General features: G+C 62.1%; 22 protein-coding genes and 1 pseudogene. 10 read left to right on the top strand and 13 right to left on the bottom strand.

What is annotated here, in order from left to right:
- On the bottom strand, positions 1-927 hold the full coding sequence (locus tag BWP39_RS00985; protein WP_096716519.1) for a LysR family transcriptional regulator: 927 nt from the start codon (positions 925-927) through the stop codon (positions 1-3).
- 230 nt (positions 928-1,157) lie between these two features.
- Between BWP39_RS00985 and BWP39_RS00980 the strand changes: the two genes are divergently transcribed.
- A complete protein-coding gene (locus BWP39_RS00980; RefSeq protein ID WP_096716518.1) occupies positions 1,158-2,147 on the top strand; it encodes a D-2-hydroxyacid dehydrogenase in 990 nt (329 codons plus the stop codon).
- A gap of 107 nt (positions 2,148-2,254) precedes the next feature.
- Here the strand turns inward: BWP39_RS00980 and BWP39_RS00975 are convergent, their stop codons facing one another.
- The 5 genes from BWP39_RS00975 to hpnH all read right to left on the bottom strand — a co-directional run bounded on the left by BWP39_RS00975 (position 2,255) and on the right by hpnH (position 9,200).
- Positions 2,255-3,541: a porin gene (locus tag BWP39_RS00975; RefSeq protein ID WP_096716517.1), complete on the bottom strand. Its 1,287-nt coding sequence runs from the start codon at positions 3,539-3,541 to the stop codon at positions 2,255-2,257.
- Between the two features lie 66 nt (positions 3,542-3,607).
- Complete coding sequence (locus tag BWP39_RS00970; protein ID WP_157915113.1) at positions 3,608-5,023, bottom strand: alginate lyase family protein; 1,416 nt, start codon at positions 5,021-5,023, stop codon at positions 3,608-3,610.
- Positions 5,024-5,199: 176 nt separating this feature from the next.
- Positions 5,200-6,489 (bottom strand): MFS transporter, encoded by a 1,290-nt coding sequence (locus tag BWP39_RS00965; protein ID WP_096716515.1) that lies wholly within the window; start codon positions 6,487-6,489, stop codon positions 5,200-5,202.
- Positions 6,490-6,974: 485 nt separating this feature from the next.
- Positions 6,975-7,475, bottom strand: a complete 501-nt coding sequence (locus tag BWP39_RS00960) for an SRPBCC family protein (protein WP_096716514.1) — start codon at positions 7,473-7,475, stop codon at positions 6,975-6,977.
- A 135-nt stretch (positions 7,476-7,610) separates the two neighbouring features.
- Positions 7,611-9,200: an adenosyl-hopene transferase HpnH gene (gene hpnH / locus BWP39_RS00955; RefSeq protein WP_170043817.1), complete on the bottom strand. Its 1,590-nt coding sequence runs from the start codon at positions 9,198-9,200 to the stop codon at positions 7,611-7,613.
- Positions 9,201-9,629: 429 nt separating this feature from the next.
- Here hpnH and BWP39_RS00950 point away from each other — a divergent pair, with 429 nt between their 5' ends.
- Complete coding sequence (locus BWP39_RS00950) at positions 9,630-10,790, top strand: acyltransferase family protein (protein ID WP_096716513.1); 1,161 nt, start codon at positions 9,630-9,632, stop codon at positions 10,788-10,790.
- 122 nt (positions 10,791-10,912) lie between these two features.
- On the opposite strand, the gene speB is transcribed toward BWP39_RS00950, so the two are convergent.
- Positions 10,913-11,863: an agmatinase gene (speB, locus tag BWP39_RS00945; RefSeq protein WP_096716512.1), complete on the bottom strand. Its 951-nt coding sequence runs from the start codon at positions 11,861-11,863 to the stop codon at positions 10,913-10,915.
- Positions 11,864-12,068: 205 nt separating this feature from the next.
- Between speB and BWP39_RS00940 the strand changes: the two genes are divergently transcribed.
- Positions 12,069-12,959 carry a LysR family transcriptional regulator gene (locus BWP39_RS00940; protein WP_096716511.1) on the top strand — a complete coding sequence of 297 codons (891 nt, stop codon included), beginning with the start codon at positions 12,069-12,071 and terminating at the stop codon, positions 12,957-12,959.
- Here BWP39_RS00940 and BWP39_RS00935 read toward each other — a convergent pair.
- The 4 genes from BWP39_RS00935 to BWP39_RS00920 all read right to left on the bottom strand — a co-directional run bounded on the left by BWP39_RS00935 (position 12,863) and on the right by BWP39_RS00920 (position 17,400).
- Positions 12,863-14,512, bottom strand: a complete 1,650-nt coding sequence (locus BWP39_RS00935) for an amino acid ABC transporter permease/ATP-binding protein (protein WP_096716510.1) — start codon at positions 14,510-14,512, stop codon at positions 12,863-12,865. The two genes, BWP39_RS00940 and BWP39_RS00935, sit on opposite strands and share 97 nt — an antisense overlap.
- 44 nt (positions 14,513-14,556) lie before the next feature.
- Positions 14,557-15,393, bottom strand: a complete 837-nt coding sequence (locus BWP39_RS00930; RefSeq protein WP_096716509.1) for an ABC transporter substrate-binding protein — start codon at positions 15,391-15,393, stop codon at positions 14,557-14,559.
- A gap of 81 nt (positions 15,394-15,474) precedes the next feature.
- The gene (locus BWP39_RS00925) at positions 15,475-16,536 is read right to left on the bottom strand and encodes an isopenicillin N synthase family dioxygenase (protein WP_096716508.1); all 1,062 of its coding nucleotides are present in this window, start codon (positions 16,534-16,536) and stop codon (positions 15,475-15,477) included.
- A gap of 18 nt (positions 16,537-16,554) precedes the next feature.
- Positions 16,555-17,400, bottom strand: coding sequence for a sugar phosphate isomerase/epimerase family protein (locus BWP39_RS00920; protein WP_096716507.1), 846 nt, complete (start codon positions 17,398-17,400; stop codon positions 16,555-16,557).
- Between the two features lie 213 nt (positions 17,401-17,613).
- On the opposite strand from BWP39_RS00920, the gene BWP39_RS00915 reads away from it, so the two are divergent.
- The 4 genes from BWP39_RS00915 (at position 17,614) to BWP39_RS00900 (ending at position 20,202) form a co-directional block, all read left to right on the top strand.
- Positions 17,614-18,060, top strand: a complete 447-nt coding sequence (locus BWP39_RS00915; RefSeq protein ID WP_235851347.1) for an SRPBCC family protein — start codon at positions 17,614-17,616, stop codon at positions 18,058-18,060.
- Between the two features lie 384 nt (positions 18,061-18,444).
- The gene (locus tag BWP39_RS00910) at positions 18,445-18,633 is read left to right on the top strand and encodes a hypothetical protein (RefSeq protein ID WP_096716505.1); all 189 of its coding nucleotides are present in this window, start codon (positions 18,445-18,447) and stop codon (positions 18,631-18,633) included.
- Positions 18,634-18,733: 100 nt separating this feature from the next.
- On the top strand, positions 18,734-18,976 hold the full coding sequence (locus BWP39_RS00905; RefSeq protein ID WP_170043812.1) for a hypothetical protein: 243 nt from the start codon (positions 18,734-18,736) through the stop codon (positions 18,974-18,976).
- Between the two features lie 182 nt (positions 18,977-19,158).
- The gene (locus BWP39_RS00900; protein WP_091013251.1) at positions 19,159-20,202 is read left to right on the top strand and encodes a rod shape-determining protein; all 1,044 of its coding nucleotides are present in this window, start codon (positions 19,159-19,161) and stop codon (positions 20,200-20,202) included.
- A 56-nt stretch (positions 20,203-20,258) separates the two neighbouring features.
- On the opposite strand, the gene BWP39_RS00895 is transcribed toward BWP39_RS00900, so the two are convergent.
- Entirely contained in the window at positions 20,259-21,134 is an 876-nt protein-coding gene (locus tag BWP39_RS00895) for an aldo/keto reductase family oxidoreductase (protein WP_096716503.1), read from the bottom strand.
- Between the two features lie 96 nt (positions 21,135-21,230).
- Here BWP39_RS00895 and BWP39_RS32210 point away from each other — a divergent pair.
- From BWP39_RS32210 to BWP39_RS00885, 3 genes and pseudogenes are all read left to right on the top strand, one after another.
- Positions 21,231-21,389 (top strand): annotated as a pseudogene (locus BWP39_RS32210) (TetR/AcrR family transcriptional regulator); the annotation flags it as partial.
- A 93-nt stretch (positions 21,390-21,482) separates the two neighbouring features.
- A complete protein-coding gene (locus BWP39_RS32205; protein WP_235851360.1) occupies positions 21,483-21,878 on the top strand; it encodes a hypothetical protein in 396 nt (131 codons plus the stop codon).
- A 209-nt stretch (positions 21,879-22,087) separates the two neighbouring features.
- A complete protein-coding gene (locus BWP39_RS00885) occupies positions 22,088-22,945 on the top strand; it encodes a PA4780 family RIO1-like protein kinase (RefSeq protein WP_096716501.1) in 858 nt (285 codons plus the stop codon).
- Positions 22,946-23,028: 83 nt separating this feature from the next.
- Here BWP39_RS00885 and BWP39_RS00880 read toward each other — a convergent pair whose 3' ends face one another.
- Positions 23,029-23,700, bottom strand: a complete 672-nt coding sequence (locus tag BWP39_RS00880; RefSeq protein WP_207556517.1) for a pyridoxamine 5'-phosphate oxidase family protein — start codon at positions 23,698-23,700, stop codon at positions 23,029-23,031.
- Between the last annotated feature and the right edge of the window lie 88 nt (positions 23,701-23,788).

Here is a 23,788-nt window from a genome sequence, read left to right as displayed (position 1 = left end):
TCAGAGCGAAGCGCCCGTCGCCCACGCGTCCGACTCGCCGGACAGGAAGTCGAACAGTCGGATGACCTCCGGCGCGGACGTGGCGGAATCACTCGCACCGACCCACAACGTTCGGGTCGCCCACGGATCCGTGAGTTTGATCATCCGCAACTTTGCGGCGACCAGCTCCGGTCTGATTGCCGCGCTCGGCAGAATGCCGATTCCGAGCCCGGCCTCGATCATGCGACAAATGCCGTCGAAGCTCGACATCTGAATCCTGACCTTGAGTGGCCGCCCGGCATCGAATGCTGCGTCGGTCATTCTTGCGAGCAGCGAGCTGCCGGCATGCAGCCCGACGTAGTCTTCATCGAGCGTCTGCGCGAAGCCGATCGCTTCTTCGTTCGCGAGTCGGTGAGCCCGTGGAACGAGCAACACCAGTTCGTCCTGCCGGTACGGGCGTCGTTCGATGCCGTGCGCCGGCACGTTGTCCGCAAACACGCCGAGATCGGCTTTTCCCGACTTCAGGGCTTCGACGATCTCGTTGCTCGACCGTTCTTCAAGACTGATCTTGATGGCCTGGTTCGCGTCGAGGAAGCGCGCGAGATCGACCGGAAGGAACTGGACAATCGACGATGTATTGGCCCACAAGCTCACGTGTCCGCGCACGCCAACGGCGTAATCGCTCATTTCGTTAGCCATACTGTTCACCCGGTCGAGTACGCGGCCCGCGTGCTCTAGCAGACCCCGTCCCGCTGCCGTCAGCTCGACGCCACGCGGCCGGCGAATCAGCAGCGTGCAATCCGTTACGCTCTCGAGGTCGGCGATGCGCTTACTGATTGCCGAGAGCGTCAACTGGCCATGCTCGGCCGCTTTCGTGAGGCTGCCGTGTTCGGCCACGAGCAGAAAAACTCTGAGGGACTGGAGGTCGAAGTGTGTCGGGTTGACCATTGCAGGAATTCGAGCGGATGCGATTTGGGTGGGTGACCGCACAAAGTCTACTCTGCCTGCTTCGAAGGGGAACCTGCGGGTCGCCAATCCTTTCCCGTTCGGCAAGCATGGTGGAACAAGCGGCAACCGAACTATGCATGGACCTGTGCACAATGCCTTTCGCAGGTGTTCGTCGTTGAGGTCGCGGCGCCTCACTGCCCGAATGCCTTTGTTCAACAGGAGATTCCGATATGCAAAGCGCCGCACGTCCCCTGCGCGTGGTCTTTCTCGACCGGGCGACGATTTCGCCGCAGACGATATTAAAAGAACTGCCGTTCCCGCACGAGTTCGAACTCTTCGACGGCACGCCGGCCGCACAAGTCCCGTCACGCATCCAGTCCGCAGACATCGTCATCACCAACAAGGTCCGCCTGACCGCGCACGATATCGCGGGCGCGAAGAACCTGAAGATGGTCGCCGTAGCAGCAACGGGCACGGACCATGTCGACCTGCAGGCTTGCGTCGCACGCGATGTGATGGTGAGCAACATTCGCAACTACGCCGTGCAAACGGTACCGGAGCATACGTTCGCGCTGATCTTCGCGTTGCGGCGAAGCCTCGTCGCCTACCGCGACGCCGTACGCGCGGGGCGCTGGCTCGAGTCGGGTCAGTTTTGCTTCTTCGATTTTCCGATCAGGGACCTGAAGGGGGCGACGCTCGGGATCATCGGCGATGGCGTGTTGGGTCGGGCCGTCGCCGACATCGGAAGGGCACTCGGCATGCGCGTGCTCTTCTCCGCGTACAAGGACCGGACGGACATGGGGCCGCTCTACACGCCGTTCGACGAACTGCTGCAACAGTCCGACGTCATCACGCTGCATTGCCCGTTGACGCCGGCCACGCGAAACCTGATCGGCGAACCTCAGTTCGCACTGATCGATCGGGGAGGCCGGCGGCCGCTGATCGTGAATACCGCCCGCGGGGGGCTTGTCGATGAATCTGCCGTGGTCGCCGCACTGAAGGCAGGTCATATTGCTGGCGCAGGGTTCGACGTCGTCACAACGGAACCGCTGCCGGCAGACCATCCGTTCAATGATGTGCTCGACCATCCGGCGTTTATCCTGACCCCTCACGTGGCCTGGGCAAGCGACGAGGCAATCCAGTGTCTCGCCGATCAGTTGATTGGCAATATCGTGGCGTTCGTCGAGGGCAGACCCACTCATGTCGTCACACCGCACTAGCGCATGGCGACATGAAGCGGAGGTGGGTTCATTTAGCTTTGGACTTTCCAGAGGTGCGACCAGAATCGCCTGATTCTGGTCAGCCGGACCCGGAAGCCCGGCGCTGGTTAGAAGCGGTGAATGATGCCCACGCCCGCAGCAAACTGACTACGCGACGAAGCCGGAGAACTCTGATAACCGTCGCCGATGCTCGGGGTAGCGTTGATCTGCTGATTGACCGTAGCCGGGTTCAACGAAGGCGTGCCAAGCGTCTTGCCGTTCGCGCGCTGGAACGCCTGCAACGCATACAGACCCGTGCGTTTGGACAGCGAGTAGTACTCGGAGAGATTCACCTGCTGATACTGCGCCGGACTCGTAATACCGTTGGCTTTAGTCGCACGCGTGTAGCTGTAGCCGGTCGCGAAGTCCCACGCGACGACGGGCTTCCAGTGCAGTACGGCGCCCGCTGTATTGAAGATCGCCGAATCGGTGAAGCGCGAATTGACGCCGGGAATGTACTGGACATTCGAGTAGGACACGGAGATGTCCCACGCGCTGTTGAACTTGTAGCCGCCCGTCACCGCAAATCGTTGCTGCGACTGCGCGTCCTGGTAACCGTTGGTTACCGCCGAGATCCCCGATTCGCCGCCGCTGTTCATCGTCGAGTCGCTGCCCCATGGGCCGCCGCCGATCGTCGAATTCTTCGTGCGCACAAAACCCGCTGCAATGCCGAACGGACCGTTGATGTACTGCAACGCGCCGCTCCACGTCGAGCCTTGCGACAGCGTGCCCGGCACGCCGCCTAGCGAGTACGACGCACTGACCACGAGGCCGCGAATGTTCGGCGACGTGTACATCAGCGTGTTATTGGCGCGGTACAGCGTATCGAGCGAATCGAGATCGCCCGGATGCGCACCGTAGTAACCCGTGAGCCAGGTGGTCGGGCTATACGGCGAGAGCAGCAGGAAATATGGCGTGTATTGCCGGCCCGCAGTGAGCGTACCGTACGTCGCATTGCTCAAACCGACCCATGCCTGGCGTCCAAACAGCGCGTTGGTGTATTGCGCACCGCCGGTGTTCACGTTGAAGCCCGACTCGAGCTGGAAGACCGCCTTCGTCCCGCCGCCGAGATCTTCGCTGCCCTTGAGCCCGAAGCGGCTACCCGCCCATACGCCTGAGCCGAGCTTCACGCTCGAACGGCCGCCCGATGTCGAGCCCAGCGACGTCTGGCTGCTCTGCCAGGAAATCGAATCGTCGAGAATCCCGTATAGCGTCACGCTGCTTTGCGCGTGGGCGAGCAGCGGCAGTGTGCCGAGCAGCGCGCCGATGCACAGACTATTGAAGCCCGATGCGCGGCTCGTTACGTTGAGTTTGCCGGTCGGGGCTGACGGGTTGCGATGTTGTCGTCGGGTCATTGTCGTGCTTTCCTTTTTTGTCGGAGGGAAATGCGTGCGAGTTGAGGCGTTTGAGGTGAGGTGTAGCTAGCTCGTCGTCGTGAGCGGCCATTGCAGCCAGCTCACGGCATTGGGCAGGTGACTGCGCACCGCATCGAGTGCGGCCGTCAGTTGAGGGGTAGCGCCGTATAGCAGCACCGCCTGCTGGAGCACCGGCAGCACGCCGTCGAATTCGTTGCCATCGCCGTCGTACTCGATGCCCGTCAGGTCCTGGTATGGCCAGCTCGACGGATTCGCGACGTACGGCGCAAGGAACGCGACCGATGCCTGTAGCGATTGCGGACTACCCGCAACCGCCGACGCGTGCGCAATGTCCACGTTCGCCGCCGCGCCGTATTTCGCGAGCCGCAGGAACGCAACGAGGTTGAACACGCTGTAGTGAAACGGCCGGGTGCGCGACAGCTCGAGCGGTTCCTTGCCGGTTTTGTCGAACTGTGTCGGCAGCAGTTTGGTTAGCGCGTGATTGAGCGCGTTCTGCGCGGTCGCGGTGTCGCTGGTGAAGAGCGCGAGGTTCGTGACCTGTGCGTCGTAGAAGGTGCCGTGGTTGTTCGGCGCCGCAGCTTCGTCAGTGCCGTTGCTGCTGGTCAGAAGCCAGTTCAGGTAATCCGCAAACCACAGGTTCAGGGCGCTGAGGTCGCTTGCGCTGAGTGCATTCGACGAGGCGAGCAGGCCGATGCCATCGGTGATCTGCCAGAAGTTGCGCGTGTCGATGATGCCGATGCCGCGGCCAGTCGTAATGCCTGGAATGCCCTGACCATAGTTGAGATTCGGATTCATGCGCGTGGTCGGGTCGATGAACCACGTGCGCAGCAGCGATGCCGCCTTGTCGGCATAGCGCGCATCGCCGCTGAGAAACCACGCGGTGGTCAGTGTGCCGATGGCCGAACAGAACGCCTGCATCCGCACGGAATCCGAATCGTTGTTCTTCGACGATGGATTGATCTGGCCGTCGCGCTGGATATACGGCAACCCATTGGGCTTGGTGGGGTCGGGCCACCAGTACGGTGCGAGGCTGAGGTAGTCGTGTTTGTCGCCGCTCGGCGGCACCATGTTCTTGTCGACGACCGAGAACGGCGCAAGCTGAAGAGCAGCATTCGCGCTGGCGAGCAGGGCGGACCAGGACGTTTGCAACGACGGGTTGGCAGCGGCGATAAGCTGCTTTGCCTTGAGCATTTCGTTCGCGTCGAGTGTGAAGACGCGGGGTGGGGTAGGCGCAGCAGGCGGCGGTGTGACAGGCGGTGTGCTCTGCGATCCGGTTGTCGACGATGCAGTGGCCGGCAACGTGGCATCGACACCGCCACAGCCGTACAGCAGCAGACCGAGCGAACCGGCGCCTAGTGCAGCGAGTGCGCGACGCCGTGCCGCGACGGGTGGCACAGCGTCCATAGCGCTAGAGGCGGCAGTGAAAAACGCGTATCGATGATCGCGACGCAGATTACGCATGACCTTCTCCTGATGAGAACGGACGAACCCCGCCCCGGACCGGCTCAGCATCGATGCTGAGCGTCCAGTTGCATGATTCGATCGGCGAAGCCCGTCCCAGGCGCGGAGCGTTGGCAGCTCGCGGGCCGGAAACGAGAGGTGAGCGACGGCGGACCGCGCGGTCCGCCGCGAGACGGTTATGCGTTGACTGGTTTGCCCGCCGGTGCAAGCCCGCGCGTGACCGCTGGCTTGACTAGCGACCAGATCAGCGCGACCCCGATCAGATCACCGAAACCAAGCGCAACGAAGAACGGTGTGTAGCCGATGGTCGCGACGAGTGCGCCGATCGTCAGGGTGAAGAGCAGGTTGCCGATGCCAGCCGCCAGCGCCGCGAAGCCGGTGACGGTGGCCACTTCCTGCTTCGGGAAGAGATCGGCGGACATCGAGATGACGGTGACCGACAGGGTCTGGTGGGCGAAGCCGCCGAGGCACAGCAGGAAGATCGCCATCCCCGGGTCTTTCACGTAACCGACGCCGGCCATCGAGATCATGATGACCGCACCGATCGTGAAGACGATGCGCTTGCCGTTCAGGATCGCGATGTTGAAGCGCCTGTTCAGAAACATCGAGATCGTGCCGCCCATCATGCAGCCGACGTCGGCGGCGACGAACGGCAGCCACGCGGTCATCGCAATCGCCTTCAGGTCGAAGCCGCGCGCCTGGTGCAGATAGAGAGGCATCCAGAACACGAGCGTGCCCCACACCGGGTCGGCGAAGAAGCGCGGCAGCGCAATGCCCCAGAAATTGCGCTGTTTGAAGATGCGGCTGATGCGCGGACGATCGCCGTCCGGCACCGGCACGACGCGTTCATCACCGGCGATATAGGCGGCTTCCTCCTGCGACAGCGCCTTGTGTTCGCTCGGATGCCGGTACAGCACGAGCCACAGCACGGCCCACACGAGACCAAGCGCACCGGCGATCACGAACGCGGTTTCCCAGTTGTAGCGCAGGATCGACCACGCGATGAGCGGCGGCGCCGCGATCGCACCCACCGATGTGCCGATGTTGAACACGCCCGCTGCGATCCCGCGTTCGTGCGCGGGAAACCAGAATGCCGCGGCGCGCATGCCGGCGGGGATAAACGACGCTTCGACGAGACCGAGCATGCCGCGCAGCACGAAGAGCCCGACCCAACCGTTCGCCAAACCGTGCGCCATACACACGATGGACCACAACACGCCGCACAGCAGAAAACCAAAGCGCAGACCGATACGGTCCATCAGATAACCGGTGATCGGGCCACCGATCGGATACATCACGAGAAACGCACCGGTGATCCAGCCGTATTGCGCGGTGCTGATATGCAGGTCCTGCATGACCGTGGGCGCCGCGACGCTAAGCGAACTGCGCGCGAGGTAGTTCATCACGGTCCCGAGCGTGAGCAGGCCGATCATCCACCAGCGAAGGCCCTTTATCTTGTGCGCCATGTGTTGTGTGTCTCCGTGTGTTTTCTATGAGGGCACTCTTGCGGCCACACGTACCGGAGCGGAAGAACCGGTAGCATGACTCGACTGGGGCCATGCTAAGTCATACGATGTCCGGAGACAATAGTGGTGACATCAGGGTTTACACGACGAACATTTAGCGTAAATTCGACACTTTTTCTCGTAAGTACGCCTAGTGGACATGTTTTACGCTGAAATGAGTCAGACAAGATGGCGGGTGTGCCATATTTAGATAAGACGTCGTATGACATCTTGAGTCGCGGAAGACAAATCTGGAGAGGTTTGCCGTGTTCGGATAACGGCGGGTTCGAGGTGCTTTTATTGGTTTATGGGGCAGGTAGGTACGCGTCGGCGGCGCACGCGGCGTGGCGGAGTCTGTCTGGCAGGGGGAATGGAGGCGGGCGAAACGCGGTTTGCGAACGAAGTCTGTACCTGGCAGTTGCTGCGGCGCGACTCGCGCGATGCGGTCAGGCGGTCAAAGCCGTTGTCTGACGCTCGGCAATTTTCGCGTCCTGCGCGAGCCTTCGCCAGTTCTTCGCGGCATAGGCATGAGCCTGGCGCAATGCGGCCCACAGCCCAACGAGCCGCAACGCTCTCAACAGCCCGGTGGCCTCGAATTCGGTCGTGCGGCGCACGAGCGTCCGGTGGTCGTCGAGTGCTTCGAGCGTGAAGGTGTCGATCAGTTTGCCGACCCATGCGCGGCACCACACCGTGCTTTGCTGCATCTGGTATTGCAGCAGCCGGTTGGGCTCGAGTTGCAGGATGCGTTGGTCGATCGTGCCGCGGTCAGTGGTGCACTGACGCGTGTTGCCGACTGCCGCCACGCCTTCGAGCACACGACAGCTCATCGGCTTCGGAATGCCGAACCAGAACAGTACGGGGCGGGACGAATCCATCTGGGCGTGCAGGAAGTGCGGCCACACGTGCTGCGGCTGGCACTCAAAAACCCATTGCGATTCGATCTTCATGACAGATTCCCCCTGGTGACCGATAGCGTTTTAGTAGCAGGCATCCGCCGATGCGGTCTGCCTGCCATGTGCCGCGAGAGCCCAGCCAGGGGTAGGGAAGCGCCAGAGTTACAAACGCTGTCGCTCCCGCGGGCATTACTCGCCCAGGTACTCCGGCTCGATCTGGATGTTCTTCTCACCCGCGGCCTTCTTCTCCCAGTACCGCTTGACCCACGATTCGAAGGTCTTGCCGGCCGCCGTATCCTTGCCGGTAAAGCCGAGTACGGCGATGTCCGCGTACGGAATCACTTCCTTCGTCTGCGTGCCGGTCGGAATGATCCGCACGAAGCAGTCCTTGAAAGCCGCGCCGTATTGCCGGTCGTACAGATAACCTTTCACCACGACGCCGCTCTTGCGCGTGATCGTCACGTCGCCGCGATAATCAAAGGCTTTTTCGAGCGCTTCGCGCACTTCGGCTTCGGTCGTGAGCGGCGGCGTCCAGCCTTCGAGCTTTTCGTGCACCGTACCCGCAGCCGTTTCCATCTGGTCGGGGTTGACCGAAGCAACCGGCGCAACCTGCGCAGGTGCACTGGCTACGACCGGTTCGGCGATTTGAGCCGCGGCAGCATCAGCAACCTGAGCGGCCCGCGGCGGCGTGGGAACGAACACCATCGGCACTTCGCGCGAAGGAGACTTCCAGCCTGCGAGCATCTCGGTCGCTTCCGGGTCCTTGTAGCGATTGAGCACCATCGCCTTGACGGTCTGGAACAGCCCCTTGAACGAACCGAACGTGTAGTTCACACCGCTCGCCTCGTAGCCCGAGTGCACCATGCAGTTCGCACATTTCGGATTGCCGCTTTCGGTGCCGTATTCGGACCACTTCACGCTTTCCATCAGTTCGTCGAAGGTGTCCGCATAACCGTCCTGCAGCAGGTAGCACGGCTTCTGCCAGCCGAAGATGCTGTACGTCGGCATGCCCCACGGCGTGCAGGTGAGCTGCTTCTTGCCCATCAGGAATTCCATGAAGATGGGCGATGCATTGAAGCGCCAGCTTTTTTTACGGTTCGACAGGATCGCGCGGAACAGCTTCTTCGAACGGGCACGGCCGAGAAAATGCTTCTGGTCCGGTGCCTTGTCGTACGTGTAGCCCGGCGACACCATCATGCTTTCCACGCCCGCCGTCATCATTTCGTCGAAGTGCAGACGTACGCTGTTCGGATCGGCGCCATCGAAAAGCGTCGTGTTGGTCGTGACGCGGAAGCCCGCTGCGACCGCGGCGCGCACACCTTCCATCGCGATGTCGTAGCCACCTTCGCGGCATACCGCGAAATCGTGGTGCTCGCGCTGGCCGTCGACGTGGACCGAGAACGACAGGTACTTGCTCGGCGTGAACAGATGCAGTTGCTTGGCCAGCAGCAGCGCGTTCGTGCACATGTACACGTACTTCTTGCGCGCCACGAGACCAGCGACGATTTCCGGCATCTGCGGATGCAGCAGCGGCTCGCCGCCCGGAATCGCGACCATCGGCGTGCCGCATTCCTCGACGGCCTTGAAGCACTGCTCGGGGGTGAGTTCCGACTTCAGCACGTGGGCCGGGTACTGGATCTTGCCGCACCCTGCACAGGCCAGATTGCAGCGCATCAACGGCTCGAGCATCAGCACGAGCGGATAGCGGCTGCGACGCAATAATTTTTGCTTCAGGACATAGGTGGCAACCGTCCATGCCTGCGAAATTGGCACTGCCATACTGGGAATTCTCCTCAATAACCGTGTCACACCGCCCGGGTGACACCGGCGGCTGTACTCAATAGATCGTTTCGCGCCGGCAACAGACGCGATCGTGCATATAAAAGACTCGATCTCCCGCGCGAGCGGCGGTTGGATCGATGTGGGTGCCGGAGGTGTCGCCGGACCTGGATTTCTAGCTATCCCGAATCATCGCACAAACTGGGGTTTCCGTTCGGCTGGCCGGGCGTCGGCGGCCGTTGGCGCAGGCTGGGTCGGGCGGCTTCCAGTCAACCTGCGCGACCCGCGTTCCGGGCACTCCCCGCGGCGCCAAGCCCCAAGCCCCAAGCCCCAAGCCCCAAGCCCCAAGCCACAATCCGCCGATTTATTTCGGATTTTCTTTACGCCCGGCGGGGGTAGCCTTTCCCGAGGCATTTAAAGAGGCGCTTCATGCGCGCAAATCCATCCGTTCCGGTGCAGTCCGCGAAATCGCTGAAAATCGACGCGATCCGCTTCATGGCGGCCGCCTGGGTCGTTTTCTATCATTTCGGGCCGCCGCCGTTCAAGTCGATTTTCACGGGCCATCTGGCGTCGCTGGGTGGCGCGCTGTGGTCAGGTCTGGTCGTGCTGTTTGCCGGCCCGGCCGCGGTCATCGTGTTCTTCGTGATTTCCGGTTACTGCATTCACAACGCCTACCATCGCGATGCGAGCCTGCGGCCGGTCAGCTATTTCGTGTCCCGCTACGTGCGGATCGGGATTCCGCTCGCGGTCGTCGCGCTGGTCTCGCAGCCGGTCGGCGACGCGGCGACGCTGCTGGAATCGGTGCTGTGGTCGCTGTATTGCGAGCTGGTCTACTACACCGTGTATCCGCTCGTTCGGCAGCGTTTTCATCGGGTCGGCGAGATGATCGTCTGCGCGTTGATCGGCGGGGCGTTGATGGTGTGGCTCACGCATATGCAGGCGCGGGTCGTGTGCGATCACTGTGTCTATCAGAACTATGGCGTTGCCGGCACGTCGCTGCTGTACTTCCCGGGCTGGCTGCTCGGCAGCCTGATTGCTGATATGCAGCGTGCTCGCGGGGGTATCGATGGCCGCCGCGCGTATTCGAAAGTGACCGGATGGATTGTGCGTGGGTTGCGGGTCGCCGTACGCGCACTGTCCGCGCAACTGGTCGTGGCACGCGTCGCCCTGGTCGCGGCGGGCTCGCTGACCTTCGTGCTCGCGTCGTCGTCGCACATCAAGCCGGCGTTTCTGCCGACCGTCGGTCCCGACATCTCGTTGACGCTGTTCCAGTTCTTTGCCGCCGCATGGATCGCCGCGGAAACGGCGACACCGGCGCGCGAAGCAGCACGCGGCGTGTGGGCGCGGCTTGGGGCGCTCGGCGCGTGGTCGTACAGCCTTTATCTGTGCCACAAACTCGCGCTCGCGATACTCAGCGCCGCGGGTTACCCGGCCGGACCGGCGTGGACCTGGCTCGCGACCGTCGCTTTTGCATTTGCGCTGAGCTACGCGTTCTATCTTGCCGTCGAGCGGCCGTCGCACCGGTTTGCGGGCCGGTTGCGCAAGCTTGCGCCGAAGGTGCCGGTGCAACCTCCGGGTGCGGTGAACTGACACGGAGCTGCGGCCTCGCTCGACAAGCGTAAGCGGATTTCACGCGGTGCCCATGTACCGGATTCACACAGGTTCGCAGCGCCACCTGTGGTGAGGCGGCGGCGCGACTACCAGCGCTCGCTCTAACGACGAACCACCCCTGGCAGCACGCACAACATCTCGTACAGCAGGTTCGCGCCGAGTAACGACGTATTGCCTGTCGTATCGTAAGGCGGCGACACTTCGACGAGATCGCAGCCGACCAGATCGAGCCCCTGACAACCGCGGATGATCTCGATCGCCTGGATCGTCGTCAAGCCACCGATCTCCGGCGTACCGGTTCCCGGCGCCCACGCCGGATCGATCCCGTCGATATCGAAGCTCAGATACACCGGGCCGCCGTCCACTTTGCGCCGCACTTCGGCCATCAGCGGTTCGAGCGACTTGTGCCAGCATTCCTCGGCCTGCACGACGCGAAAACCCTGTTCGCGACTCCAGTTGAAATCGTTTGCCGTGTAGCCTTGCGCGCGCAAGCCGATCTGCACCACGCGTTCGCAGTCGAGTAACTCTTCTTCGACTGCACGCCGGAACGTCGTGCCATGCGCGATCTTCTCGCCGAACATATGGTCGTTGACGTCTGCATGCGCGTCGACATGCACGAGGCCAACCTTGCCGTGCCGACGTTTGATCGCGCGCAGGATCGGCAGGGTGATCGTGTGATCGCCACCGAGTGTGAGCGGAATCGTGCCGTGTTCGAGGATGCCGTCGTAGGCCTGCTCGATGATGCGCACCGAGTCGAGCAGGTTGAACGTATTGATCGCGACGTCGCCGATATCGGCGACCGCAAGTGAGTCGAACGGTGCCGCGCCGGTCGCCATGTTGTACGGCCGGATCATCACCGACTCCGCGCGAATGCCACGCGGTCCGAAGCGTGTGCCGGGGCGCAGCGAGGTACCCACGTCGAGCGGTACACCGACAAACGCCGCATCCAGTCCGGCCGCGGAGTCGCGCTGCGGTAGCCGCAACATCGTCGCGATCCCGCCGAAGCGCGGCATTTCGTTGCCGCCGAGCGGTTGATACAACTGCTTTTCCATGTTGTTCCTCGTGCTCTTTCGTAGCGTGTGTGCAGGCTTGACAGGTTCAGGACAGGTTCAATACTGACGACGTCCTCGCCGCGGAAAAATGGCTGGCGCGAAATATTTAGTTCAGTTATTTCTAAAGTATAGGTAACGCTCCCCACTGAGGCGCCACTGCGCCGCATGACCACTTCAACTCACACATCATTCACGAGGACCGGGCTTGGCCACCGTTCTGCCAGAAGCGCGACTGTTGCGCATCTTCACCTGTGTCGTGCGTCATCAGGGGTTCGCGGCCGCCCAGCAGGAACTGAACCTGTCGACCTCGGCAATCAGCACCTACATGGGTCAACTCGAAACGCTGGTCGGTGTGGTGCTGTGTCATCGCGGACGCGGCGGTTTCAGCCTGACGCCGAAGGGCGAAGAGTTTCATCAGGAAGCGCTCAGGCTGCTCGGCGAGGTCGACGGGTTCGAGCGCTATGCAGCAGGGTTGCGTGGTGAGCTGCGCGGCAATCTGAAACTCGGTGTGCTCGATGCGACGGTCACCGACAGCGCGTTACCGCTACCCGATGTCGTCGGCGAATTCACACGCGAGCACCCGTCGGTGCATCTGCATCTACATGTCCAGAGCCCCTACGAATTGCAATTGAGCGTGCTTGGCAATCGTCTCGACATGGCGATCGGCGCGTTTCCGATCCGCATGAACGGGCTCGTCTATCACGCGCTGCATCGCGAGCAGCACTGGCTGTATTGCAGCCGACGTCACGCGCTATTCAACGAGCGCAGCATCCCCGCCGAAGTGATCAGCCAGCAGCGCATGGTAGGGCGCGCGTACTGGAGTCAGACCGAGCTGGCACGCCAGGGCTTCAAGCGTAGCGAAGCAACCGTCGACAGCATGGAAGGCCAGTTGATCCTGATTCTCTCCGGCGCCTACATCGGTTTTCTGCCCGAGCATTTCGCGCAGTCGCGTGTCGATGACGGCAGTCTGCGCGTGCTGGCACCGTCCGCGTTCGGCTATCAGGCGCCGTTCTCGCTTGCTGTACGCAGAGGGCGGTCGAAGGAACCGCTAGTGCTGAAGTTTCGCGAAACGTTGCGGCGCGCATTGCCGGCTTGAATCTGTGTGGGCGCAGCGGCCGGCACGACCGTGTCATGCGATTCGACACCGATGAAGCGACGCACGCGCTCCGCGCAAGCCAATTCATCGATCGCTTGCGGCGTTCCATCGAACGCGATCACGCCGTTCTCCATGAAGACGATCCGGTCGGACAACGACATTGCGAAGTCCATTTCATGTGTGACGATCAGCATCGTCATGCCTTCCGCGGCGAGCGCGCGAATCACATTGAGCACGTCGCCGACCAGTTCCGGATCGAGCGCCGAAGTCGGTTCGTCGAACAGCATGATCGCCGGGTCCATCGCGAGCGCGCGTGCGATTGCGACGCGCTGCTGCTGGCCGCCCGACAATTGATGCGGATATTTGTACGCATGCGCGAGCAGGCCCACCTTGTCGAGCAACGCTAACGCGCGCAGCGTTGTTTGCTCGCGCGTGCCGCGGCGATGGTAGCGCGGCGCGAGCGCGACGTTGTCGACGATGGTCCGGTGCGGAAACAGGTTGAAGCTCTGGAACACCATGCCGATGCGGGTCACGCCATCGCGCACGCGACGGATACCGGGACGGTCCGCAGCGGCGATGAACGCCTCGCCGAACAGGACGATTTCGCCGCGATCGATGGATTCGAGTGCGTTGATCGTGCGGATCAGCGAAGTCTTGCCCGAGCCCGACGGTCCGATGATCGAAATCACTTCGCCTGCGCTGACCGCGAGATCGATGCCCTTTAGCACTTCATGGTTGCCGTAGCGTTTGTGCAGGTCTTTGAGCAGCAGCGCATCGGGCGACCCGCCACCGCCGGCTACAGCGGTGCGCGTGCGTGCCGCCACAGGCAGACGCGAACGCAGCGCTGCGAGCGCGGTGTCGTCGAGCGTGTGTGGTTTGCGCCGCGTCAGATCGAGCGACCGTTCGAAGTATTGCAACAACCAGCCGAACACCGTGACGATCAGCACGTAGTAGATCGCGATCGCGGACAGCGTTTCCATCACGAGAAAGTTCTGCGAATACAGGCGTTGGCCGACCATCAGCAGTTCGGTCAGCGAGATGACCGACACCAGTGATGTCAGCTTCACGTTGGTGATGAACTCGTTGATCAGCGTCGGCAGCGCGACCCGGAACGCCTGTGGAATCACGATCAACCGACGCAGTCCCAGCCGTCCGATACCGAGCGCAGTACCGGCTTCCTGCTGACCTTTTGCAACCGCCAGCAATCCGCCGCGATGAATCTCCGCCATATAGGCGGTCTCGGTCAGCACTAGCGCGACCAGGCCGGAGAAGAACGGATGCGACAACGCAACGCCGGCGGACGGAATCAACTGCGGCAGGTTGTAGACGAAGACAACGAGGACCAGCAGCGGCACGCTGCGAAAGAACCAGATATACAGCACGGCGGGTGCGGCGAGCCAGCGCACACCGGACATCTTCGCAACCGCAAGCGGAAAGCCCAGCACCATACCGATCGACCACGACAGCGCGCTCAGTTCGACCACGGTGACGCTGGCTTGCCAGAACGCGGGCAGGGCGAACAGCGACAGGAAATAGCTGAAGTCGAAGTGCATGACGAACTCGCAGTGCGCGGTAACGCAGGCAGAAAACGATGGAATCAGGAGGCTTTTGCCGCAGGCGGCGCGAGGTCGTACTTTTTCAGCACCGCGTCGTATTCGCCGTTCTTCTTCAGCGCGTCGAGTGCGCGCGTCAGTGCGTCGAAGAGCGGCTTGTTGTCCTTACGCACATAGATGCCGAGCGTCTGCGGATAGATCAGCTGCGTCGATGAGACGATCACGCGCCCCGACGATTTCGCGGACAGCGCATGCGCCGCGCCGGCGATTTCCATCTGCGCCTGCACGTTGTTCGACAGCAGCGCCTGCAGCACTTCGGGAGCGGACGGATATTCGCTGACGACGATCGGCCCTTTGCCGTTGGCCTTGCAATACGACGTCGACAGTGACTGCAACTGCGCGACCCACGTGGTGCCCTGTTCGAGTCCGACGCGCAGCCCGCACAGGTCTTCGGCGGTTTTGGGTTTGAGCGGACTCGCCGTCGGAACCATGATCGCCGCTCCGGTCTGCGCATACGGAATCGCCTGTGCCTGGGCGACACGCTCGGGCGTCACGTACATCCCGGAGATGATCGCGTCGTAGTGACGCGCATTGAGCCCGAGGATCAACCCCGAGAAACGCGTATCGACGAAGCTCGGGTTCGCACCCAGTTGTTTCGCGAGCGCCCGGGAAAGATCGGGATCGGAGCCCACGACCTTGTCGCCGTCATACGACTCGAACGGCGGGTAGGTGATCTCCATGCCGACCTTGAACTGTCCCGGTGCCAGCGTCGCGACCGCGTCGCCTGTCTGTGCGGCCGCACCTGCGCACGCGAACGCGGCGAAGAGGCTGCTAGCGGCGAAAGCGGCCAGCACGCGTGTCGTGTTTCGCTTGAAGGTCATGGTGGTGCTCCGGTCGTGGTAGTGGTGTTTCGAATGTGACATGGCGAGGCTTAAGGTCGCGTGCGGGTTACTCGGTGTCGCTCAGCCCGGCTGATTGCTTTTCTTCAGATGGCCGAAGCTGGCCGGCTTGCGCGCCTGCGCCGGCAACGTTGCTTCTCCGAGCGCGACGCGTTTGCGCAGGTACTGGTACGTCTGCAGCGCCTGCCCATACATGTGCTCACCGATCGTGATCGCTTCATAGGACTCACCGTCCTGCGCGAAAGCGGGCAGCGGCTTGATCAACGTGTGGTAATCGCACGCATAGAAGAGCGGGAACGAGTAACGCTCTTCGCCGACGGTGCGCACGCGGTGTGCCGTAGCGACGAATGCGCCCGCCGTCATCACTTCGAGCATGTCGCCGATGTTCACGACGAAGCTGCCCGGCAGCGGTGGCGTGTCGATCCACTGGCCGAGTCCGTTCATCACTTCGAGACCGGGCGCGTCGGCGTGCAGGATCGTGAAGCATTCGTAGTCGGTATGCGCACCGATACCAGGCGCGTCCTGTGCCGCGCCGTCGAACGGGTAGTGGATCAGACGCAGCTTCGACGGTGGCCGCGTGACGAGCGCATCGAAGTGATCCTCGGGCAGACCGAGCGCGAGCGCGAAACCGCCGAACAACCGGCGCCCGAGCGCGAACACCTGGTCGTAGTAGCGCTGCACCGCGGGTTTGAAACCCGCGAGCTCGGGCCAGTGGTTCGGGCCGAGCAACGGTGTACCGGCCAGCACGAGCGGATCGTCTGCGCGCAATTCGTAGCCGACGTCGAACGCTTCCTTATGGTCCGGCTTCCCTTTTGCGTAGACTTCCTCGCCTTCGGGCACGAAACCCTTGTGCGTTTCCGACGTGCCGATGTAATGCGCCATCTTCTGTTCGAACGACTGCGCGAAGTAATCCTTCGCCGCCTGACGCAGACCGTCGATCACTTCCGTATCGATGCCGTGGCCCGAGATATACAGAAAGCCGACATCGCGTGCAGCCTGACCGAGCTGCGCGGCGACGGCTTCGCGGTCGGCCACTTGCTCGCTGAAGAGGCCGGCAATATCGACGACCGGAATCGACGTGAAATGACTGGCCGGAGTGAGGTGCGGGATCGGAGCGGCTTGCATCGCGTGGTTCTCCTGGGTTCAGTGCAGGCTCATTGCCCGATGAAAATGTTCGCGTTCGGTGTGCACCATCCATGCGTTGAGCGCGGCCAGGTCGGCGACTGGCACATCGGTGAACGGCAGGTGGTGTAGATAGCCATCGGCGCCGAATTCGGGTGTCAGCGTGCTGTGCGTGTAGCCGCGCGCCCGCTGTGCATGCCACACCGCTTCCCAATGCCGCTGATGGAACGCGAGCGCCGCCGCGTATTCAGGCGCGCCCGGGTGCGGGACCTGCGGCCCCTGGTCGTAGCCGACGCGTGCCTGGATGTGATGGACGCGCTCGACGAACGGCGTGAGATCGTCAGCGGCATCATCGAGCAGGCGCTCGCAGACCACCACCCAGTGGCTGATATCGCTCGTGAAGCGCAGTGCCGGCAACTGGCGGATCAGATCGAGCGTGACCCACGGGCTGTACAACGAACGCGCGCGATGCGTCTCGAAGCTACAGATCAGCGCATGACGCTGCGCCAGTTCGAGCGCGCCGCCGAAGAAGTCGACTTGCTGCGCAAGCGGCCAGCGGTCGTTGCCGGCCAGCACGTTGACGAAGCGCGGCGTCAGTTCGGCGGCCCAGTCGAGCTTGCGGTTCAGGTCGAGCAGATGCGCGGCGGGCGTCGCGCGCTGGTCGGGCAGCACGGCGCTATCGGTGAAGCAGATCGCGATGTAGTCGAGCGCGTGATCGGCAAGGTCCTGGGCGAGCGCGATGCGCGCTTCGACCTCGAGCGGCAGCCGTGCCTCGATGCCAGCGAGCCCCGCAGCGCGTGCGCTGGCGAAGGCGGCTCGACGGTTGCCGTGGTACCCCCAGAGCGAGCGAAAGATGTCCAGCTGCATGTGTCGAGCCTCGATTCAAGCGGGCGTGGGAGCGTCGGTTACTTTGCTAACAGATTGAAGCCCATGGTGCAGTTGGCCGAAAAAGCGAAGAATCCTGGAAACAAAACAATTACTTCAGGATTTTCTGAACTAACGCCGAGGGCAGCGGCTACCATGAGGGCGTTCATCGGAAGAAGCGGATCGGCAATGGCTCGACGGCAGATGGTCTTCGTAATGCCAGCCCCGGCGGCTGCCGCATTCGAAGCCTTTCACAACCATGACAAGCGACTGGAATGGGACACCTTGCTGTCGAAGGCGGAAGTCGAGGGCGGCGGGACCTACCCGTATGTCGGTGCAGTGACGCTGAACGTCGGTCGAGGCGCGCTGCACGGACCCGGTATGCGGACCCGCTTCGTCAGCTATGAACCGCCCCGGCTCGCTGCGGCGACGATCGTCGCGCCGAGTGGCCTGTTCGAGTACTGGGGTGCGTCGCTGCGTCACCGGGATCTGCCGGACGGCACCTCCGAACTCATCTACACGTTCAACCTGAAGTTGCGTCCGAGGCTGCTGGGTCTACTGTTCGATCCGCTGGCCGCGCGAATTTTTGCGCATGAGACGCGGCGCCGGTTTGCGGCAATGGCGGCCTGGCTGGAGACGAACCAGGCCACGAAAAGATCATGAAAATGAGTTGACGGTACGCATTCTTGCGTATACCGGAATCGCTGTACTTCCCGCGCAGAGGGTATACAGTGGGTTCAAACCAGCGACTGGTTCTGGAAATCCTTCAGGCCTTGATGCCGGGCCGATTCTTGAGTTAACCGAGTGCGCTCGCACGGTTGACCGACACCAATCAACGCACCGTTCCTCTGCCTTTTCACCCGCAGGCCAGAGCCATCGAACCTGTTCAGTCGTACTCGTCCTCGCATTCTCTGCGCTGAGAACGCGCGTTCGACACTGCTCGCGTGGTTGCGCACGGGGCGGGTCCTGGTCGCGATGGTTTCCGCGATTTACACAGACGCCTTTGTCGCGGGTGAAGTGTTTCACCTCGCCTATTAGGAGCAAATCATGATCGACGATCAAGTTAACCTCGAAGAACTGGAAGAGAGCAGGAAACGACGAACTGCGCAGGAGACCACGGCTGAGGGCAGCACACCGGGAACCCCGGAGGTGCCGGCCCATACTCCCTACAGAAAGCCGAAGCAGTGGATAAGTGAAGCCAGGAAATGGCTCGGTGTCGGTGGTCGCACCGGCTAGTCAACGCTGGCGCGTTAAATGAAACGCCAGGTTGTCGTCTCAGGTCTTCAGGACTGTGCGCGCAACCCAGATTACTGTCTCATAGCGGGAGAACAACGTGATGGATGAACAGGCAAAGGCAGACGAGCTGGCGGAACGCAAGAAACAAAAGGAATCGGGAGCGATCGCGACTGACGATGGCATGCCCGTCGGACCGGAAAACAGGCGCGCAGAGGTCGAGACGATTCGTTACAGTGCGCCGAACAAATGGGTGAGAAGTACCAGAAAGTGGCCTGGCGTGCCGGGTGCGGCCATAGAGTCGGTGCGGTCGTCGAGCCCGCGGCGCAAGGCCGATCTGTCTTGAGAGCGTGGAGTTGAGGGGCCAGCGAAGCGCCGAACTCCCCGGTTTTTGTGTCCCCGCAGCTAACCTCGTGCAAGTGCCACGAAGCCTCGCCATCTTCGAAACTGTTACTCTCTCGTCTCCCCACCGCGGCAGGCTTGCCCGTAGTGGGCCAACCGCCCGCGTCGGGCGAGACAGGATTTTGAATGTTCGGCTTTCTGCGCAGTTACTTCTCAAACGATCTGGCGATCGATCTCGGTACTTCAAACACACTGATCTACATGCGCGGCAAGGGTATCGTCCTCGACGAGCCTTCGGTCGTGTCGATCCGTCAGGAGAGCGGGCCGAACGGCAAGAAAACCATTCTGGCGGTCGGCAAGGAAGCCAAGCAGATGCTGGGCAAGGTGCCAGGCGACATCGAAGCGATTCGCCCGATGAAAGACGGCGTGATCGCCGACTTCACCATCACCCAGCAGATGATCAAACAGTTCATCCGCATGGTGCATGCACCGCATATTTTCGCGCCGTCGCCGCGCATCATGATCTGCGTACCGTGCGGCTCGACCCAGGTCGAACGGCGTGCGATCAGGGAGGCTGCACACAGCGCGGGCGCATCGAAGGTCTATCTGATCGAAGAACCGATGGCCGCAGCAACCGGTGCTGGCCTGCCGGTATCGGAAGCGACGGGTTCGATGGTGGTCGATATCGGTGGCGGCACCACCGAGGTCGGCGTGATCTCGCTGGGCGGTATCGTGTACAAGGGCTCGGTGCGCGTCGGCGGCGACAAGTTCGACGAGGCGATCGTCAACTACATCCGCCGCAACTACGGCATGCTGATCGGCGAACAGACCGCCGAAGCGATCAAGAAAGGGATTGGTTCGGCGTTCCCGGGCTCTGAAGTCAAGGAAATGGAAGTGCGCGGGCGCAACATGTCGGAAGGCATTCCGCGCAGCTTCACCGTGTCGAGCAACGAGATTCTCGAAGCGCTCACCGATCCGCTGAATCAGATCGTATCGGCGGTCAAGATCGCGCTGGAACACACGCCACCGGAACTCGGCGCCGATATCGCCGGGCGCGGCATCATGCTCGCGGGCGGCGGTGCGCTGCTGCGCGATCTGGACCGTCTGCTTGCCGAAGAAACCGGGTTGCCGGTGTTCGTCGCCGAAGATCCGTTGACCTGCGTCGTGCGCGGCTCGGGGATGGTGCTTGAATATATGGAGAAGTTCGGCGGGGTGTTTACGTACGAATGACCTCCGGGCCGACTTCACCGATGCCAGGTCAGTCGCGAAACGCGACCGACCTGGCCTTACGTTTTCGCGGCCCCGATCGTGTCCAGCGACGCGAGGACATCCTCCGGCAAATGAAGACTCGCGCTGCTGATGTTCTGCTCCAGATGCGCGACCGACGAAGTTCCAGGTATCAGGAGAATGTTAGGCGAGCGCTGCAGCAACCACGCAAGCGCTACCTGCATCGGTGTCGCGTTACATTGATCGGCAGCGTGATTCAGCGCATCGGCCTGCAACGGCGAGAAACCGCCGAGCGGAAAAAACGGCACGTACGCAATACCGTCTTTCGCAAGACTGTCGATCAACGCGTCATCGTTACGGAAAGCCAGGTTGTACCTGTTCTGCACGCAGACAATGTCGGTAATCGTGCGTCCCTGCGCCACCTGTCGCGCGGTCGCATTGCTCAGCCCGATGTGACGGATCAGACCTTTTTCCTGCAGCTTTGCGAGCGCCGTCAACGGCTCTTCGATGTCACCCTCGGCCGGTGCCAGTACGTCGAACATCACACGAAAGTTCACGACATCCAGCGCATCGACACCGAGATGGCGAAGGTTGTCATGCACCGCCGATTCTAATTCGGCCGCCGATATCGCCACATTCCATGACCCATCGCTGCCACGGCGCGCACCGACCTTCGTAACCAGGGTGAGCGCGTCGGGATACGGATGGAGCGCCTCGCGGATCAGCTGATTCGTCACGTGCGGGCCGTAGTAATCGCTCGTATCGATGTGGGTAATGCCGCTTTCAATCACACTACGCAGCACGGCTATCGCCGCCGCGCGGTCTTTCGGCGGCCCGAAAGCGCGCGGACCTGCCAGTTGCATCGCGCCATAACCCATGCGTGTAACGTGCAGGTCGCCAAGTTGAAAAGTACCGGCACGCGTTACTTCAGCCATTGATGCACTCCTTCTTTCCGATGATTCGATGGTGGTTTCGTCGCTGCAAGACGTTCGACTAGAATACGAACAATCATTCAGATTGTGAATTCGCATATGCGCATCGATAACGGACAGGGGCTGGACGCCCGCAAACAGCCTCAGCAGGCGCGTTCCCAGGCGACTGTGGACGCGATTTTCGATGCGACTATTCAGGTTTTGCTGGCGGAAGGGCTGCAGCGCCTGACGACGATCCGGGTCGCCGAACGAGCCGGCGTATCGGTGGGAACGCTTTACCAGTACTTTCCGCAAAAGCAGGCGCTTCTTTTTGCCGTGCTGCAGCGGCATCTGGAAAGGATCGTGCGAACGATGGAGGATGCCGCTGCGTCGGTACACAACGCCTATCTGTCGACGATGGTGGAGACGGTCGTGAGCGCATTCGTGAAAGCAAAGACGGAGGACCTCGACGAAGCGCGTGCGCTCTACGCGGTTGCCCTCGAACTCGATTCGCGCAGCTATGTTCGCCAGGTCGGGGCGCGCAACCGCGTGGCGCTGGAGGCCATGCTGAAGACGGCTTCCGATGCGGATTTTGACGACGTTGGCATGACCACGTTCATGCTCATGGGCGCATTGCTCGGCCCCATCCGTTTGCTGCTCGAGGCGAAGTCGCCGCAATCGATGATGCGCAAATTTCGCCATCAACTCGAGTCGCTTTGTCTCGGGTATCTGGAGCGCGAGGCGCGTCCAAAGCGGTTGGCGGACTAGCCGGTTATCCGTGGACCTTGTGGCACGCAGCGGCCAGGTCCACTTAGCACCGTATAATCCGGCATGACTTTTCCCTTTTCTCCGGCAACAACCTCGCGGGCGACAGCGTTCGCGGCGTTTGCCCGCCAGCCCGCCGCGCGCATCACCATAGCGCGCTCACACCTCCCTCGCTTCGCCCGTCTGTCTCGCGGACCGCATCCGGGAGGCGTATGAAAATCCCTAAACGGCTCGCACCGCTGCTCGAAGAAGGGCTCATCGATGAAGTCGTCGGTCAGTTGATGAGCGGCAAGGAAGCCACCGTGTATGTGGTGCGCAGCGGCACCTCGGCGCGTTGCGCGAAGGTCTACAAGGACGCGAAACAGCGCAGCTTCCGTCAGGCCGCGTCGTATCGCGAGGGTCGCAAGGTCAAGAACAGCCGGGAAGCGCGCGCGCTGGAGAAGGGCACGCGCTACGGTCGTCAGGTGCAGGAAGAACACTGGCAGAACGCAGAGGTCGATGCGCTGTTCCGGCTGGCCAACGCCGGGGTGCGTGTGCCGCAGCCGTACATCTGCACCGATGGCGTGTTGTTGATGGAGCTGGTGGTCGACGGTGCGGGCAATGTCGCGCCGCGTCTGAACGATGTCGATCTGACCGAAGCACGCGCGCTCGAACTGCATACGCTACTGCTCAACCAGGTGGTGCGGATGCTGTGCGCGGGCGTGATTCACGGTGATCTGTCCGAATACAACATCCTGCTGGCCGCCGATGGCCCGGTGATCATCGATCTGCCGCAAGCCGTCGATGCTGCCGGTAACAGCGAAGCCGCCGAGATGCTCAAACGCGATGTCGACAATCTCGCGACGTATTGCGGACGGTTCGCGCCGCAGTTGCTCGACACCGATTACGGAACGGAGATCTGGGCGCTGTTCGAGGCGGGCAGCCTCGACGTCGATGCGAAGTTGACCGGACACGTTGAAGCCGACACGCGCCCTGTCGATCTCGATGCGGTGCTGCAGGAACTGGAAGACACGCGGCTTGACGAAGAGGCGCGGCAGCGGCGCGAACAGGAGCTGAACGCGCCGCGGTAAGCAGTAGTATCAGCCGGCGCTTGCGTGCCGCGCCGGCTCTCTCGACGCACGGGCGATACCAGACACAGTTCACCCGTAGCGACCTACCCAGCGCGTCCCGGCATGCTCGCGCCGCTTTCCCATTCAGTGACATACGAGGGTGCCTCGACCCGCGCATCGTGCGCCTCGGGCGCTTTCGGCACCAGTTCCAACGGCAGCACACCAGCCCAGACTGGCCGGTCGAGATCGGCCTCGTCGTCGTTCGGACCGCCCGTGCGGACCTTGCACGAATACTCGTCGAGCAGTACGCGCAGCACCGTCGTCGCCGCGAGTTCTTTCGCATTGGCGCGCCGCGCTTCGTGCGAGCGGCCGCGTGCGATCTTCTCGACCAGTGCATCGAGCGATTCGGCCTTATGTTCGCCTTCCACAACTTCGCAAACACCGTAAATAACGGCGGTCCGATAGTTCATCGAGTGATTGAATGCGGACCGCGCAAGCACCAGCCCATCGATATGCGTGATGGTCACGCAGACCTGGGTGCCGTCGGCGGCGGCTTTCAGCATCTGGCTGCCGTTCGAGCCATGCACGTACAGGTAGTCACCCTGGCGCCAGCACGCGGTGGGGATGCAGTGCGTACCGCGCACATCGGTGAAGGCGATGTGGCAGAAGTACGCCGCATCGACGATTGCATCGAGCACGGCGCGCTCGTAGCGCGCCCGTTCCGGTTCGCGCCGCACACGGGCGCGGTTCGAGAGGGGACCTGGTTTTTCGTTCACGGGGAGTCTCTTGGACGATGATTTTCCCGCCAGCATAATCAATGCGTGGTTCCTTCACTAGATCCATCCTGCGCGAGAAATCTGGAGC

It is taken from the genome of Paraburkholderia acidicola (genome assembly GCF_002362315.1).
In the GTDB taxonomy this organism is placed as follows: Bacteria; Pseudomonadota; Gammaproteobacteria; order Burkholderiales; family Burkholderiaceae; genus Paraburkholderia; species Paraburkholderia acidicola.
The sequence above is the reverse complement of the archived record's forward strand: the minus strand, read 5'-3'. Positions and strand labels throughout refer to the sequence as shown.

Coding starts and splice junctions, on each gene's coding strand:
- BWP39_RS00935 (WP_096716510.1), bottom strand. CDS start 14,512: ATGCACTTCGACTTCAGCTATTTCCTGTCGCTGTTCGCCCTGCCCGCG.
- BWP39_RS00930 (WP_096716509.1), bottom strand. CDS start 15,393: ATGACCTTCAAGCGAAACACGACACGCGTGCTGGCCGCTTTCGCCGCT.
- BWP39_RS00905 (WP_170043812.1), top strand. CDS start 18,734: ATGGATGAACAGGCAAAGGCAGACGAGCTGGCGGAACGCAAGAAACAA.
- BWP39_RS00900 (WP_091013251.1), top strand. CDS start 19,159: ATGTTCGGCTTTCTGCGCAGTTACTTCTCAAACGATCTGGCGATCGAT.
- BWP39_RS00925 (WP_096716508.1), bottom strand. CDS start 16,536: ATGCAAGCCGCTCCGATCCCGCACCTCACTCCGGCCAGTCATTTCACG.
- BWP39_RS00985 (WP_096716519.1), bottom strand. CDS start 927: ATGGTCAACCCGACACACTTCGACCTCCAGTCCCTCAGAGTTTTTCTG.
- BWP39_RS00920 (WP_096716507.1), bottom strand. CDS start 17,400: ATGCAGCTGGACATCTTTCGCTCGCTCTGGGGGTACCACGGCAACCGT.
- BWP39_RS00915 (WP_235851347.1), top strand. CDS start 17,614: ATGCCAGCCCCGGCGGCTGCCGCATTCGAAGCCTTTCACAACCATGAC.
- hpnH (WP_170043817.1), bottom strand. CDS start 9,200: ATGGCAGTGCCAATTTCGCAGGCATGGACGGTTGCCACCTATGTCCTG.
- BWP39_RS00950 (WP_096716513.1), top strand. CDS start 9,630: ATGCGCGCAAATCCATCCGTTCCGGTGCAGTCCGCGAAATCGCTGAAA.
- BWP39_RS00885 (WP_096716501.1), top strand. CDS start 22,088: ATGAAAATCCCTAAACGGCTCGCACCGCTGCTCGAAGAAGGGCTCATC.
- speB (WP_096716512.1), bottom strand. CDS start 11,863: ATGGAAAAGCAGTTGTATCAACCGCTCGGCGGCAACGAAATGCCGCGC.
- BWP39_RS00975 (WP_096716517.1), bottom strand. CDS start 3,541: ATGACCCGACGACAACATCGCAACCCGTCAGCCCCGACCGGCAAACTC.
- BWP39_RS00980 (WP_096716518.1), top strand. CDS start 1,158: ATGCAAAGCGCCGCACGTCCCCTGCGCGTGGTCTTTCTCGACCGGGCG.
- BWP39_RS00965 (WP_096716515.1), bottom strand. CDS start 6,489: ATGGCGCACAAGATAAAGGGCCTTCGCTGGTGGATGATCGGCCTGCTC.
- BWP39_RS00960 (WP_096716514.1), bottom strand. CDS start 7,475: ATGAAGATCGAATCGCAATGGGTTTTTGAGTGCCAGCCGCAGCACGTG.
- BWP39_RS00910 (WP_096716505.1), top strand. CDS start 18,445: ATGATCGACGATCAAGTTAACCTCGAAGAACTGGAAGAGAGCAGGAAA.
- BWP39_RS00970 (WP_157915113.1), bottom strand. CDS start 5,023: ATGCGTAATCTGCGTCGCGATCATCGATACGCGTTTTTCACTGCCGCC.
- BWP39_RS00895 (WP_096716503.1), bottom strand. CDS start 21,134: ATGGCTGAAGTAACGCGTGCCGGTACTTTTCAACTTGGCGACCTGCAC.
- BWP39_RS32205 (WP_235851360.1), top strand. CDS start 21,483: ATGGAGGATGCCGCTGCGTCGGTACACAACGCCTATCTGTCGACGATG.